Origin of the sequence: uncultured Maribacter sp. (genome assembly GCF_963977385.1) — a bacterium.
Lineage (GTDB): Bacteria > Bacteroidota > Bacteroidia > Flavobacteriales > Flavobacteriaceae > Maribacter.
The window spans coordinates 63,341-77,927 of sequence record NZ_CAXBOU010000020.1; the positions used below are offsets into that span (position 1 = coordinate 63,341).

Annotated in this window: 12 protein-coding genes and 1 riboswitch; of the genes, 1 reads left to right on the forward strand and 11 read right to left on the reverse strand. The window is 35.8% G+C overall.

All coding sequences use genetic code 11. From position 1 onward, the window contains the following. Positions 1–64: 64 nt before the first annotated feature. Positions 65–1,150, reverse strand: coding sequence for a site-2 protease family protein (locus AAC084_RS18195; protein ID WP_339841682.1), 1,086 nt, complete (start codon positions 1,148–1,150; stop codon positions 65–67). Between the two features lie 116 nt (positions 1,151–1,266). Between AAC084_RS18195 and AAC084_RS18200 the strand changes: the two genes are divergently transcribed. Continuing rightward, entirely contained in the window at positions 1,267–2,202 is a 936-nt protein-coding gene (locus AAC084_RS18200) for a 1-phosphofructokinase family hexose kinase (protein ID WP_339841683.1), read from the forward strand. Positions 2,203–2,240: 38 nt separating this feature from the next. Here the strand turns inward: AAC084_RS18200 and AAC084_RS18205 are convergent, their stop codons facing one another. The 10 genes from AAC084_RS18205 to thiS form a co-directional block, all read right to left on the reverse strand. Beyond that, on the reverse strand, positions 2,241–3,545 hold the full coding sequence (locus AAC084_RS18205; protein WP_339841684.1) for a TolC family protein: 1,305 nt from the start codon (positions 3,543–3,545) through the stop codon (positions 2,241–2,243). Position 3,546: 1 nt separating this feature from the next. After that, entirely contained in the window at positions 3,547–6,627 is a 3,081-nt protein-coding gene (locus tag AAC084_RS18210; RefSeq protein WP_339841685.1) for an efflux RND transporter permease subunit, read from the reverse strand. Beyond that, a complete protein-coding gene (locus tag AAC084_RS18215; RefSeq protein WP_339841686.1) occupies positions 6,624–7,706 on the reverse strand; it encodes an efflux RND transporter periplasmic adaptor subunit in 1,083 nt (360 codons plus the stop codon). The genes AAC084_RS18210 and AAC084_RS18215 overlap by 4 nt, the downstream gene beginning before the upstream one ends. Positions 7,707–8,054: 348 nt before the next feature. After that, positions 8,055–9,176 (reverse strand): 2-iminoacetate synthase ThiH, encoded by a 1,122-nt coding sequence (thiH, locus tag AAC084_RS18220; RefSeq protein WP_339841687.1) that lies wholly within the window; start codon positions 9,174–9,176, stop codon positions 8,055–8,057. Next, positions 9,169–9,942: a thiazole synthase gene (locus AAC084_RS18225; protein WP_339841688.1), complete on the reverse strand. Its 774-nt coding sequence runs from the start codon at positions 9,940–9,942 to the stop codon at positions 9,169–9,171. Before AAC084_RS18225 ends, thiH begins: the two co-directional genes overlap by 8 nt. Next, a complete protein-coding gene (gene thiE / locus AAC084_RS18230) occupies positions 9,942–10,595 on the reverse strand; it encodes a thiamine phosphate synthase (RefSeq protein ID WP_339841689.1) in 654 nt (217 codons plus the stop codon). Before thiE ends, AAC084_RS18225 begins: the two co-directional genes overlap by 1 nt. After that, the gene (locus tag AAC084_RS18235; protein ID WP_339841690.1) at positions 10,592–11,356 is read right to left on the reverse strand and encodes a hydroxymethylpyrimidine/phosphomethylpyrimidine kinase; all 765 of its coding nucleotides are present in this window, start codon (positions 11,354–11,356) and stop codon (positions 10,592–10,594) included. The genes thiE and AAC084_RS18235 overlap by 4 nt, the downstream gene beginning before the upstream one ends. After that, positions 11,349–11,936: a thiamine phosphate synthase gene (locus tag AAC084_RS18240; protein WP_339841692.1), complete on the reverse strand. Its 588-nt coding sequence runs from the start codon at positions 11,934–11,936 to the stop codon at positions 11,349–11,351. The genes AAC084_RS18235 and AAC084_RS18240 overlap by 8 nt, the downstream gene beginning before the upstream one ends. A 148-nt stretch (positions 11,937–12,084) precedes the next feature. Continuing rightward, the gene (thiC, locus tag AAC084_RS18245; RefSeq protein WP_339841693.1) at positions 12,085–13,944 is read right to left on the reverse strand and encodes a phosphomethylpyrimidine synthase ThiC; all 1,860 of its coding nucleotides are present in this window, start codon (positions 13,942–13,944) and stop codon (positions 12,085–12,087) included. Between the two features lie 33 nt (positions 13,945–13,977). Continuing rightward, entirely contained in the window at positions 13,978–14,181 is a 204-nt protein-coding gene (thiS, locus tag AAC084_RS18250) for a sulfur carrier protein ThiS (RefSeq protein ID WP_339841694.1), read from the reverse strand. A gap of 122 nt (positions 14,182–14,303) precedes the next feature. After that, a riboswitch (TPP riboswitch) is annotated at positions 14,304–14,400 on the reverse strand. Positions 14,401–14,587 lie beyond the last annotated feature (187 nt).

Here is a 14,587-nt window from a genome sequence, read left to right on the forward strand (position 1 = left end):
ACATCGGTTTCAAATTCTTCAATCTTCATGATTAAAAATCATAACATATACATTTATTAAAGAGTTATCTACTAGCAGTTTTTAAAAGAATAAATTCGCTAATATTTGTTGTATCAATAGCACCCATAAGTTTACCGTTCTCCACTACGGGATAAAAGCTATTCTTTTCTTTACCTATCATCTGCAATACTTTCATGATTTCCGTCGTCACATCAACGGTCTTAAATTTTTTCTGCATAATGTCACCAACCAAAACCAAAGGTTTCTTTGCATTTTTTATGATATCTTTTTGCGTTAGAATACCGATAATTTTATCGTTTTCAACAACCACAAAATCTTTTTCTGTTCCTGCCAGTAGAATATCAATAACCTCTTCTAAGTTATTACTCGGCTGCAATTTTGTTATATTGGTTAAAGTAGCCTCCTTTACCAAATGCCCTTTAAGCAAATCTCCTTGTTTTACCATTTGATTTTCACCATAGGCTCCAAAAAATATAAAAAGAGCAATTAGAATTAAGAAAGGATTAAAAAATAGTCCCAGTACAAAAAAGATAAAAGCCAAACCTTGACCAATACTTGCAGCAATATTGGTAGCCGTTACACGACCAAGTTTAAAAGACAAAAGCGCACGAAGTACGCGTCCACCATCCATCGGAAAAGCAGGAATTAAGTTGAAGACAACTAACATCACATTAGCTACAAAAAGATAAAACAAAAAGTTTTGAAGTGTTGGCTCATAAAGCATTTCCTCTAAGACGATAGAATCGAAATTAAAATAACTTCGTACAGGCACAACCAAAAGAAGAAGAATAGCAATAACTACGTTCACTGCCGGACCTGCCAATGCAATCCATAATTCTTGTGCTGGCTTTTCTGGCATTTTTTCTAAAGTAGCAACTCCCCCAATCGGCAGCAACAAAATATTCTTCGTCTTCACACCAAACTTTTTTGCGGTAAGTGCATGCCCTAATTCATGAAGTACTACACAAAAGAACAAGACTAATATAAGTGCCTCATTTAGCAGAATTCGATTAAGGTCACTTCCCTGCTGTATTTCTAAAAATGCAACCCAAATGAGTAGTAATGTAAATGTCCAATGAACTTCTATTTTTATCCCTGAAACGCTTCCTATTCTCAAAATACCTTTCATACTTACTTATTTTAAACGAAGATATTTATGAACATGGTTTACACCAATGACATTGGTCATAGCTACAATTAACTCATCAAATTATATTTGATATAAAACATGAATTATTTACTGCCATGAACAAAATTATTACACTTACTGTAAACCCAGCAATTGATAAAAGCACTACTGTTGCCGGCATAAAACCAAATAGTAAATTACGATGTAACGTTCCTGTCTACGAACCTGGTGGTGGCGGAATTAATGTTTCGAGGGTAATTCAAGAATTAGGTGGTAATTCAATTTGTATGTACATGGCAGGAGGACCGACTGGCACCCAACTACAGAATCAGTTGACAGCATTAAATATAGTACAACAGGTTATTCCTATTTCTGGATGGGTTCGTGAGAATCTTGCAGTGACCGACACTAAAAACAATGCGCAATACCGCTTTGGTATGCCAGGTCCGGTGGTTAAGGATAGTGAGTGGAGAAGTGCTTTAAAACAATTGGATACTGTTTTATCGGAAAATGATTTTTTGGTAGCTAGTGGAAGCCTTTGCCTAGGAATGCCCATCGATTTTTTCGCGCAAATCTCTAAAATTGCCAAGAAGAATAAAGCAAAATATATTTTAGATACATCAGGTGAAGCTTTGATAAAAGGAGCTAATGAGGGAGTTTATTTATTAAAGCCAAATCTGGGTGAGTTGGCTACACTTTGCGGTATTGAAAAAATATCATACGTAGAACTTGAATCAATTGCTAAAGATTTTATAAAGAACAACCCCTGTGAGATTTTGGTGATTTCGATGGGGCCACAAGGCGCAATGATTGTCGCAAATAATGAAGTTAATCATATTAAGGCACCAATTGTATTTCAAAAAAGCACTATTGGTGCAGGCGATAGCATGGTAGCCGGAATGGTTTTAGCCTTAGCACAAGGAAAATCTATAAGGGAAATGGCTACATATGGGGTTGCTTGCGGAACTGCAGCCACCATGACAGCAGGAACCGAATTATGTAAAAAGAAAGATGTGGAAGAGCTTAATAAATGGATTTTAGAGAATTCGTAATTATAAAATTCGTTCTTAGACAACCCTTTACTTTCACGCTATATATCTAAATCACCTGATAATTGTTTCAATATAATCTCTGATAATTTTGCTTGAAACTTGGCATTACTAAAACGAACCTTAGCATTTATATAATTCAATTGCGCGGTTCTAAACTCAAGAGTTGGAATAATACCTATTCTATATTTTTCTACTGTAATATCAAGATTCTCTTTTGCTATGGCTTCATTACTACCTTCTAACTCAATAAGGCTTATGTTCGTTAAATAAGTTTGATACGTAGTTCCTAGTATTGACAATAATTGCTGCTGTTGTTGGGCTATAGCAACCTCTGAATTCTGCAACTCCAACTTGCCTATCTTCTCATCTCTATTTTGATTAAAGCCATCAAAAAGATTCAAGGTAGCACCAAATCCGTAATTAAATCCTCTTGAATTAGAACTTGTTGTAAAACCAAGACTTGATTCTGAGCTACCAAAATTATAACCCGTTGTAGCGTAAATGGTCGGGTATCTTGCCGCCTTTATTTGTTTTAGTTCTAACTCGTTAATTCGTTTATTTATACGTTCTGCGTTTAATTGTGGGTTATTAGAAATAACCAAAGATTCTAAATCTGGAAATAATAAACTGTCATCAACGAAAATTTCAGGCACCACAATAAAATCTGATTTCAAATCTCGCGCCAATTGCTGATTCAATTGAATTTTAGTGTTTGCGTATAATTCCTTTTGTCGCTGCATTAATGTCAGGTCGGTATTGAGATCTACCTTAGCATTCAAAACTTCTAGTTTAGATGCCTTACCAATCGAAAATCTATTTTGTGCTAATTCTACCCGTTGTTTAGAAATTAAAATGGTACTATCTAAAGCTGATAATTGCTGCTGTTGCTGTACTAAGTCATAATAAGTAATCATCACCTCACCTACCTTGGTAAGAATTACTTGCTTTAATTCGGCTTCACCCAAGTTTTGATTTTGCTTCAGTTGTTCAAAATTGGCAAACATTCGTAATCCATCAAACAAAGTCCAATTCATGGCCACACCATAATTCAAACTATTATTCTTTGCATTATCCTGTTCAACTTTCGAACCATCTGAACGTGTTTGTGAGAGGTTTTGAACACTATTATTATCAGTTAAACTGGCTTCTAAAGAAGGTAACATTCCCGCATAACCAGGACTTACAGATATTGAATCTATCTTTAAATTATTGTCCGCAGTCATTATTTGATAATTATTCTCAACCGCAGTCTTTACCGCATCTTGAATTGTTAGCACCTCTTGCCCATAAGAATTAAGAGCAATTAGAATTAAAAAAATGACTATATACTTATTGTTCTTCATTCTAATACGTTTCAAGCGCTTTAAACTCTGGTCTTTCTACTTTTTCCCTAGACCATAACATATAAAGGGCAGGAATTACAAATAAGGTTAGCATTAATGAAAACATAGTTCCACCAATAATTACCACTCCCATTCCAATTCTACTCGTAGACGCAGCACCTAATGACAGTGCAATTGGCAAAGCACCCAACGCAATAGTTAAACTTGTCATTAATATAGGCCGTAATCTAGATTCTGATGCTTGCAAAATTGCTTCCCTTTTTTCTAAACCTTGTTCTCGTAATTGATTAGCAAATTCTACAATTAGAATTCCATTTTTGGTAACTAAACCAATCAGCATAATAGTACCAATTTGACTAAAGATGTTCCAAGATTGACCAAATAACCAAAGTGAAAATAATGCACCAGCAACTGCCATAGGTACCGTCAATATTATTATGAAAGGATCTATAAAACTTTCAAATTGAGCAGCAAGAATCAGAAATATCAACAACAAAGCCAATCCGAAAGCAAACAATGTATTTGAACTACTCTCAACAAAATCTCTTGATTCTCCGCCTAAATCAGTGGTAAAGGAATCATCAAGAACCTTTTCCTTAATTCTTTCCATTGCAGCTATACCGTCATTTAGAGTTTTACCCGGAGCCAAATTTGCCGATACGGTCGCCGACATATATCTGTTATTGTGATATAATTGTGGTGGACTACTATGTTCTGAAGTTTGTACCAGGTTATCTAGTTGAATAAGAAGTCCATCTTTATTCTTTACAAATATGGAAGTTAAATCCATTGGCGCATTCCTATCTTCTTTATCAAATTGGCCTATTACCTGATATTGTTTTCCATTCATTAAAAAATATCCAAATCGCTGACCACTTAATGATAGTTGTAGCGTTTGTGCGACATCTATAACTGAAACCCCTAAAGTTTCAGCTTTTTCACGGTCTATGGTCACATAAATTTCTGGTTTATCGAACTTTAAATTTACATCTACGAATGAAAACGTTTCATCATTTTCAGCCTCTGCCATAAAAGCTGGAATATTTTCCTCGAGTTTTTTAAAATTCTGCGCTTGAATTATGAACTGAATTGGAGGACCTCCCCTTCTATTCACTGAAATAGTAGGTCGTTCAGACACATTTGATTTTCCGCCAACATAGGCTTTTGCCCAACGCCCTAGATCTTCCGCAATTTCATGTTGTGAACGTTCTCGCTCACTAGGATCCACTAAGGCGATATTAGCTCTACCACTATTTACCGAAGATGCTCCAAACCCAGGAGAAGTAAGAACAAGGCTTACTTTTTTCTCAGGCACAGAATCATTTATCAACTCTGTAATATCGGTCATTAAACGATCCATATATTCATAAGATGATCCTTCTGGTGCATTTACATTCAGTCGAACAAAACTACGATCGTCATAAGGAGCTGTTTCTTTGGGAAGTAAAACATAAAAAAGTGCAATAAGTCCCAAACAACCAAATAGAATAGGAAAACTCAGCCATTTTCTTTTCATAAAACTCCGTAAAGAATCGGCGTACGAATGATTCATTTTCAAAAAGTACTTTTCTGTAAAATGATAAAATTTTGACTGCTTTTGTTTACCAGGTTTAATAAGGTAAGCATTAAGCATAGGTGTTAAGGATAAGGATACAAAAGCAGAGACTAATACTGCAGCCCCTAGTACTACACCAAATTCCCGAAAGAGCCTGCCTACGAAACCTTCTAAGAAAATAACAGGAAGAAATACAGCCGCCAAGGTTATAGATATAGATATAACTGCGAAGAATATTTCATTAGACCCTTTTATTGCAGCTTCTATCGGGCTCATGCCCTCCTCTACTTTTTTGTAGATGTTCTCAGTTACCACAATCCCATCATCTACCACAAGACCCGTAGCCAAAACGATGGCCAATAATGTTAATACGTTTATCGAATAACCAAATAGCCACATTATAAAAAAGGTTGCTATTAAGGAAACAGGAATATCTATTAATGGCCTTAGCGCCATGGACCAGTTTCTAAAGAATACGAAAATCACTAGAATTACCAGTATAATCGATATTAGAAGGGTTTCTGCCACCTCGGTAACTGCACGTCTCACAAAAACGGTATCATCGATTACCACGTTCAACTTAAATCCTTCAGGCAAGTCTTTCTTGAGCTTTTCATATTCCTCATAAAACGCATCTGCAATTTCCAGATAATTTGTTCCAGGTTGGGGAATCACCGCTGTAGCAACCATTGGCTGACCAGAATCGCTCATTTTGGTTTCCATATTCTCCCCTTCTAACGTGGCTTTACCAACATCACTTAGGCGTACCAATTTCTCACCATTCGCCATGATGATGATATTGTTGAACTGTTCTTCGGTATTTAGGTTTCCAATTGTTTTAACCGTTAGTTCAGTGTTGTCGCCCGTTAACTTACCTGATGGCAATTCTACATTCTGAGCCAATAAAGCCGTACGAACATCTGACACTGTAAGGCCGTAGGAAGATAATTTTAAAGGATCTATCCAAAGACGCATCGCATATCTTCGTTGACCCCAAATTTGAACGCTACTTACTCCTGGTATAGTTTCTATACGCTGAGCAATTACATTTTCTGCATAATCAGATAGTTCTAAAATATTCTTACCATCACTTTGAACCGTCATGGACAGAATACGCTGTGCATCGGCATCTGATTTAGATACTACCGGTGGCGCATCTAAGTCATCAGGCAAGCTTCTAACAGCTTGTGAAACCTTATCTCTAACATCATTAGCGGCATCTTCTAAATTTTTATCTAGATTAAATTCGATGCTTATTGAACTTGAACCCTGTACACTCGATGATGTAATATTTCGAATTCCGTCAATTGAATTAATAGCTTTTTCTAAAGGTTCAGTAATCTGAGATTCAATTATATCAGCATTCGCGCCCGAATAAGTAGTACGTACCGAAACTTGTGCTGGATCAATAGATGGAAATTCACGTACGCCTAAGTATGTATATCCAATAATTCCAAATAGAACAATTGTAAGGTTCATTACAATTGTCAAAACCGGTCGCTTTATACTTAAGGTAGATAAATTCATTTCTCAGCAGAACTAGTTTGTGGTTTGTTAAAGTCTATTGTAACGGGAGTACCATTTTTTAAGGACATAACACCATAAGTTAAAATTGTATCGCCTGCTTTTAAACCCGATAATACCCGAACCTCATTTCCGGTACGAGCTCCAATTTCTACATCTATTTCCTTAGCTTTTCCTTGTTCCGAAATAAAAATTCTTTTACCATTCTGTACTGGTATTAAGGATTCTGATGGTACCATTAGTGCGTTATCAACACTCTCTAAAGGCAAAATTACATTTGCATATGTACCTGGATACAACTTCCCTTCTTTATTCTCTGCAATGGCTCTCATTCTCAAGGTCCGTGTGGCAATTTCAACTTCTGGTTCAATAGCATAAACCTTTGCTTCATATTCCGCATTGGAATCTGATGTCGAAAAGGTTAATTCTGAACCAATTGAAACCTGCGAAGCATACTTCTCTGGTATAGAAAATGTTATTTTTAATTTACTCGTATTAACCAATTTTGCAATTGGAGTAACAGGTGTAACATAAGTTCCTTTGGAAATTGAACGTAAACCAATAGTTCCTGAAAATGGAGCGCGAACAATGGTTTTTGAAAGTTGGGCTTGTATTAGTTCAGATTCGGCACTAGCAGACTGAAAATCTGCACTCACAATTTCATATTCTTCTTGACTAATTGCTTGTTTCTCTAATAATAGCTTTGCTCTTCGCTCGTTTTCAAAAGCTAATTTTTGGGCCGTCTGTACTTTAGATAATTGGGCCTGTAGTTCAATATCATTAACTTTAAACAGCACTTGACCCTGCGAAACCTTACTGCCTTCTTCAAAATTTATACTTTCGACTACCCCAGAAACTTCGCTTCTAATCTCTATTTGTTCATTAGCCTCAATAGTCCCGGACAAGGAGATATTATCATTGAACTGCTGTGCCTGTAAAACCATACCTTTTACATTGGTTGTCTTTACTAAAGCATCGGTTGACTTCGGTGACCCAATTTCACTGTTCGAATTGATTCGATACACAATCAACGAAATAATCCCTATTATCAATAAACTATAAACTATGTATTTTACTTTCATAGGCAGTAAGGAAAGATATTAGATATTCTGTTTTTCGAACACTAACAAATCTAATTCTAATAGACTATTTTATGTAAATGTTAGGCATTATTTAACATGCTTTTAGCATGAAATTATAGCTAATTCATCTATGAGATCTTGAATTAAAAAAACCCTTACTCTCTATGACAGCAATTATTTAAAAAGGTTTAATTAAAATATAATTTTAACATAAATAATCCTTCCAATTGAAGAGTATTGAATTCTATCAAGTGAATTAGCACGTTAAAGTATATAAGCTAATCTAAATGGTTGTCACAAATAAAATGTTAAACCCACTTAATTGCACTATGTGTTGACCCTATCATTTTAGAGGAATGACGAATAACTTCTATCCCAATCTTTCCATATTACTTCATATCCCTGTGATTGAATCATCTTTTTAATTTCATCGGTACTTCGCTCATCTGAAATTTCAAATTGCTCCAATGATTCTGGGTCAACCGTATAACCGCCAGGATTTGTTTTGGATTCAGCACTTATTGAGGTAATTCCCAAGTTTATAATATTATTTCTGAAGATTTCACTTTCACGTGTAGACATTGACAGTTCAACATCTTCGTCTAAAAGACGGTAAGCACATATTAATTGTACCAAATCGGAATCTGTCATTTCGACCTTGGGTTGAACCTCGCCTTGATGAGGACGTAGCCTTGGAAAAGAAATGGAATATTTTGTTTTCCAATACGTCTTCTGTAAATATTTTAAATGAAGTGCCGTATAAAAACTATCTACACGCCAATCTTCTAATCCGAATAGTGCACCCAATCCTATTTTATGGATTCCGGCTTTTCCTAAACGGTCGGGAGTATTCAAGCGATAATCGAAATTTGATTTTTTACCCTTTGGGTGGTGTGTTTTGTACGTTGCTTTATGATACGTTTCTTGATATACCAATACCGCATACAAACCTTCCTGAATTAAGGTTTTATATTCTTCCTCATCTAATGGCTGCACCTCAATACTAATATTTGAAAAGTGTTCACGAATTAAAGCTATGGCATTTTTCAAATAAGATACACCAACCGTTCTATTAGCTTCGCCAGTAACCAAAAGTATATGGTCGTATCCTAATCTTTTTATATGTGCCACCTCTTCAATAATTTCCTTATCGGAAAGTGTTTTCCTTCGAATCTTATTGATCATACTAAAACCGCAGTAGGTACAGATATTCTGGCATTCATTTGAAAGATACATAGGTATGTACATTTGCATGGTGTTACCGAACCGCTTCTTTGTCAGCCCATTACTGCGTTGTGCCATGTGCTCTATAAATGGCTTTGCAGCAGGGGAAATCAAAACCTTAAAATCCTCAAGGGTAATCTTTTCTTTTACCAATACGTTTTTTACGTCGAAAGAAGTGAAACTATAAATTTCATTCACAAGCGTATCCCAATCATAGGCTTCGAAAGTGTCTTTAAATTTACTCATTCAAGAAAGATGTTAAAGGGCTACTTGCTTCGGCATATTGTTTTACTGGTGCCAACTTCGCTAAGTAAGCCATTCTACCCGCTTCTACCGCCATCTTAAAAGCAATTCCCATTGCAACAGGATTTTGAGATACTGCTATCGCCGTGTTTACCAACACGGCATCCGCGCCTAATTCCATTGCATATGCCGCATGCGACGGTGCACCAATACCTGCGTCTACAATCACTGGCACATTACTTTGCTCAATTATAATTTCCAAGAAATCTTTGGTCATCAATCCTTTATTGCTGCCAATTGGTGCTCCTAAAGGCATTACACATTGAACGCCAACATCTTCTAACCGTTTACACAAAACAGGGTCTGCGTGAATATACGGCATCACCACAAAACCTAAATCAACCAATTCTTTAGCTGCCTTTAGGGTCTCAATAGGATCAGGCAATAAAAACCTAGGGTCTGGATGAATCTCTAATTTAATCCAATTGGTCTCTAGAGCCTCCCTTGCTAATTCAGCTGCAAAAACAGCTTCCTTTGCAGTTCGCACCCCTGATGTATTTGGTAAAAGGTTGATGGATTTATCTTTTAAATGAACCAATATATCATCAGATTCATTATTCGCCTCAACTCTCTTCAAGGCTACGGTTACCAATTCGCTTTCAGAAGCTAAAATTGAATCTCGCATTTTTTGAGAGCTGTTAAACTTCCCTGTACCAACAAACAATCTTGAGGTAAAGGTTTTATTAGCTATTCTGAGTACGTCTCCCATTAATTATTATTTTGATAAGGCGTCCATACTTTTTCCTGCACTTCATCTCCTGCTATTAACTGCTTAAACTTCCCAATTCGATTAAAGTCTGTGGTTATCGCTCCTGAAACAGCAATTCCGTGAACTCCGGTTTTCATAATATCGGAGACATCATCCAAGGTTATTCCACCAACAGCAATAATGGGCGTTTCTGTATCAAGATTCTTTAATATGTTCGTATATCCATCTAAACCTAAAACCGGACTCAAATTCTCTTTGGTTAATGTAAATCGAAACGGTCCCATACCTATATAATCTACATTTTTGGAAAGGAGTGTTTTACAATCTTCTAAAGTATTTGCTGTACCGCCAACAAGCTGCCAAGAATATAAATGTTTGCGTGCGATTGATGGACATGAGTCAGATTGACCTAAGTGCACTCCGTCGGCCTTTACGATTTTCGCAATTTTATAATAATCGTTAATTATTAAACGCGTTTGAAATCGACCTGTAATTTCCCTAGCTTTTTCAGCTGCTTCTAGAATAGACGCTTCCTTAAATTTTTTAAGTCGCAACTGTACTAATTCAATACCACTAGTACACGCATTGTTAATATTCGTTAAGTGCTCTTCTACTGTTTTCCCTTGTGAGATATAATGCAATTTTGGTATCATTCTTTTTTTTGTTTTGTATGTATTCCCAATAATGAAGGATGAGAATTTAAAAATTGTTCAGTGTAATATTTTGCATTCTTGCAAGCATCTTCCAATTCAATATCCAAGGTAATGTTACTTGCCAACGCTGAAGACAGAACACAACCACTACCATGCTTTTCTATAACTTCATCTAAAAATGGAGGAATATTTACCATTATGATTTTACTATAATACAATTCATCATAGCCCTTTTTGTCTTTTCTATGTCCGCCTTTTAAATAGATGTTCGTGAAACTGCTAATATGCTCGAGTGTATCTTCAATATTCATTTGAGGATATAAACTTTTAATTTCATTGTAATTAGGAGTAATTATATAACAATGCTTCCAGATTTCATCTAGCACGTTTTGATCTTCACCCCCATGAAAATCATAACCGTCACTAGCTTTTATAATTGGGTCTAAAACAATTTTTAACTTCGGATTTATCGTATGTAATCTTTCCAATATTAAAAGTAAGGTCTGCCATGATTCAACAATTCCAATTTTAACTGTATTGATTTCAAAGCGCTCGAAAACCATTTCTATTTGGGATATAATAGTCTCTACAGGAACCCAAGAACACTGTTTGAATTCAATATCATTTTGAACCGTAATAGCCGTACAAACAGATAGCCCATACAACCCATGGGCATCAAAAGTTTTGATATCTGATGTGACCCCAGCACCAGCACTAGGGTCGTGGCCTGCAATGGTCAATATATATTTTAGGTTATTCAAAATATCTTTTCATTTTTTTAAAAGATTCAACCGGTTCGCTACTGTTCCAAATACCACCTAAAACACCAATACCTTTATACCCTAAAGTATCAAAAGTTTTTATGTTCTTTGTGGTTACACCGCCCATGCCAATTATTGTCTTATCAATGTGATTAACATCAAATCCGCGTCCTTGGTATCCAGGTTTTGAGATAGATGAAAAAACGGGACTTAATAAATGGTAGTCAAATTCAAAGTCACATTCCTCGAGCGCTGTTAATTCATGAAATGAACTGCTAATAGTTTTACCATACATCTCTAGATTCTTAAAATATCGACCAGGGTTGTCAATATGATCTAATCTTTTCTTTTCTTGAAAATGAATTCCCTTTAAATTAAATTCATTCACTAGTTCGTGAAATAAATGTACCACTACCCTATTATGGTATTTTGAATCTATTTGATTCAAATATTTACGATGCTGTTCTACGTTTTTATAAGGTTTTCTAAAATGATAGTATTCTAAACCTTCTTCAAATAATTGATGAAGTATTTCAATTTCATTAGTAATATCATTTTCTGGCGCTATTAAAACTATCATTTTGACTTTTATTTCGACATTGCTCAATTTATAACTAACTTTTTAAGTTAGGGATTGAAGCGGCATCCTTTTTTATTTTACTTAAAAAAGATATAGAGAGAAAGCCCGACCACACTTTTTTAAGTGTGGAAACTCCCAAATCATTATCTTATAAATATACTTTTGATCCTTTATTCTTAAACTCTTTAGACTTTTCATCCATTCCTTTTTGAATCACTTCGTTGTCTACAATATCATTTTCTGCAGCGAAATCGCGAACTTCTTGTGATATTTTCATTGAACAGAATTTTGGACCGCACATAGAACAGAAATGTGCAACTTTCGCACCATCGGCAGGTAATGTCTCATCATGATATTCTAAAGCACGCTCAGGGTCGAGACCTAAGTTAAACTGATCTTCCCAACGGAATTCAAATCGGGCCATACTTAATGCATTATCTCGATGTTGTGCACCTGGATGCCCTTTTGCCAAATCGGCAGCATGCGCAGCCAATTTATAAGTAACAACTCCCACCCGAACATCTTCTTTATTCGGCAATCCTAAGTGTTCTTTTGGTGTTACATAACAGAGCATCGCACACCCGAACCAACCAATCATTGCAGCACCTATACCTGAGGTAATATGGTCATAACCAGGAGCAATATCAGTCGTTAAAGGACCTAATGTATAAAAAGGAGCTTCGTCACAAACTTCAATCTGCTTTTCCATATTTTCCTTGATCATGTGCATAGGTACATGGCCAGGCCCTTCTATGAAGCATTGCACTTCATGCTTTCTAGCTATTTGAGTTAATTCTCCTAAAGTTTCAAGTTCTGCAAATTGCGCTTCATCATTCGCATCGGCAATAGACCCAGGGCGCAACCCATCTCCTAAAGAAAATGCTACATCATATTTCTTCAAAATCTCGCAAATGTCTTCAAAATGAGTATATAAAAAACTCTCTTTATGATGTGCTAAACACCATTTGGCCATAATTGATCCACCACGGGAAACAATACCGGTTACCCGACTCGCTGTCATCGGCACATAGCGCAACAATACCCCTGCGTGAATGGTAAAATAGTCTACACCTTGTTCGGCCTGTTCTATTAAAGTATCGCGAAAAATCTCCCAAGTTAAGTCTTCGGCAACACCGTTTACTTTTTCTAAAGCTTGGTAAATAGGAACGGTACCAACAGGTACGGGAGAGTTACGAATTATCCATTCACGGGTTTCATGTATGTTTTGACCCGTAGAAAGGTCCATGATGTTATCAGCGCCCCATCTACAGGCCCACACCGCTTTTTCCACTTCTTCTTCTATAGAAGATGTCGTTGCAGAATTGCCTATGTTCGCATTTATTTTTACCAAAAAATTTCGACCCAAAATCATCGGTTCTGCCTCTGGATGATTAATATTAGATGGAATAACTGCTCGACCTCTAGCTACTTCTTCCCGAACAAATTCCGGAGTAATTTTAGCAGGAATAGATGCTCCAAAATGCTCCCCAGGATGTTGTTTTTTAATTTCGGTCATCTCATCTATTCGTTGATTTTCACGAATAGCGATGTACTCCATTTCGGGGGTTATAATTCCTTTTTTGGCGTAATGTAATTGCGTTACATTTTTGCCACCCTTAGCGCGCAAAGGTTTTTTTAATAACGAAAAACGCATATGCTCTAGACTCATATCTTTTAAGCGTTCATTGCAATAATCAGATGAAAATTCATTTAAACGCTCCACATCATTTCTATCCATTATCCATTGCTCACGTATTCTTTCAATACCAAGGTGAACATTGATTACTTTTTCAGGATCTGTATATGGACCAGAAGTATCATACACCGTTACAGGCTCATTCGATGTCATTTTTCCAGTAATAGAATGTTTAGTATCACTCAAAGCTATTTCGCGCATCGCCACTTTAATTTGTGGATGTATGATACCACTTACATAAATTTTTGTGGAATTAGGAAAAGGATGCCTTGTTATCTTCCCCTCTTTTGGTGCTGTATCTTTATTTTTCATTTAGAGTATGTTGTTTAAATATTGAGTAGGGAATTATCCGCCTTGAGCGGCCTGAATTATTAAAACATTGTCTTCATTGGACAAGGTTATTGATTCCCAAAAATTTTTAGAGATAATGGCATTTTGAATTGCAACAGCAATGCCGATTTTGGGTGAATTTAATTGCTCAAGTAATTGAAGAATTGTCGAGCCTTCTTCGATTTCTAAACTTTGCTCGTTGACCCAGATTTTAATCATAGTACAGTATATTTTTTAAATATGCTGTAAATAATAAGGGCTTCGAGAAAGTATTGAATTGATAGGTAAATGCGTTTTAGAACGCTTACTATCATGAAAAGGATGCGTAAACACATATTACAATGTGTTTTTCTACTTTTCCCTTCGTTGGTACTAACCAAATCAGGTTCAAAGGGTTTTTCTCAGTTCTAAAATTTTAGAACACCCCTAAAGTTTACGGTATAAAGTTATAGAAAAAAATACTCCTAATGGATTATAACTATCATTTATTTAAAATAACACATACAACTCGAAATTCTGCTAAATAATGCCCCCTATTGACCTAGTCAATTATAAATTTGTCAATTTACTGATTACGTTGACTATATAAAAAAGAAGATTATCAAAGAAGTTGGTCTTCGATGGC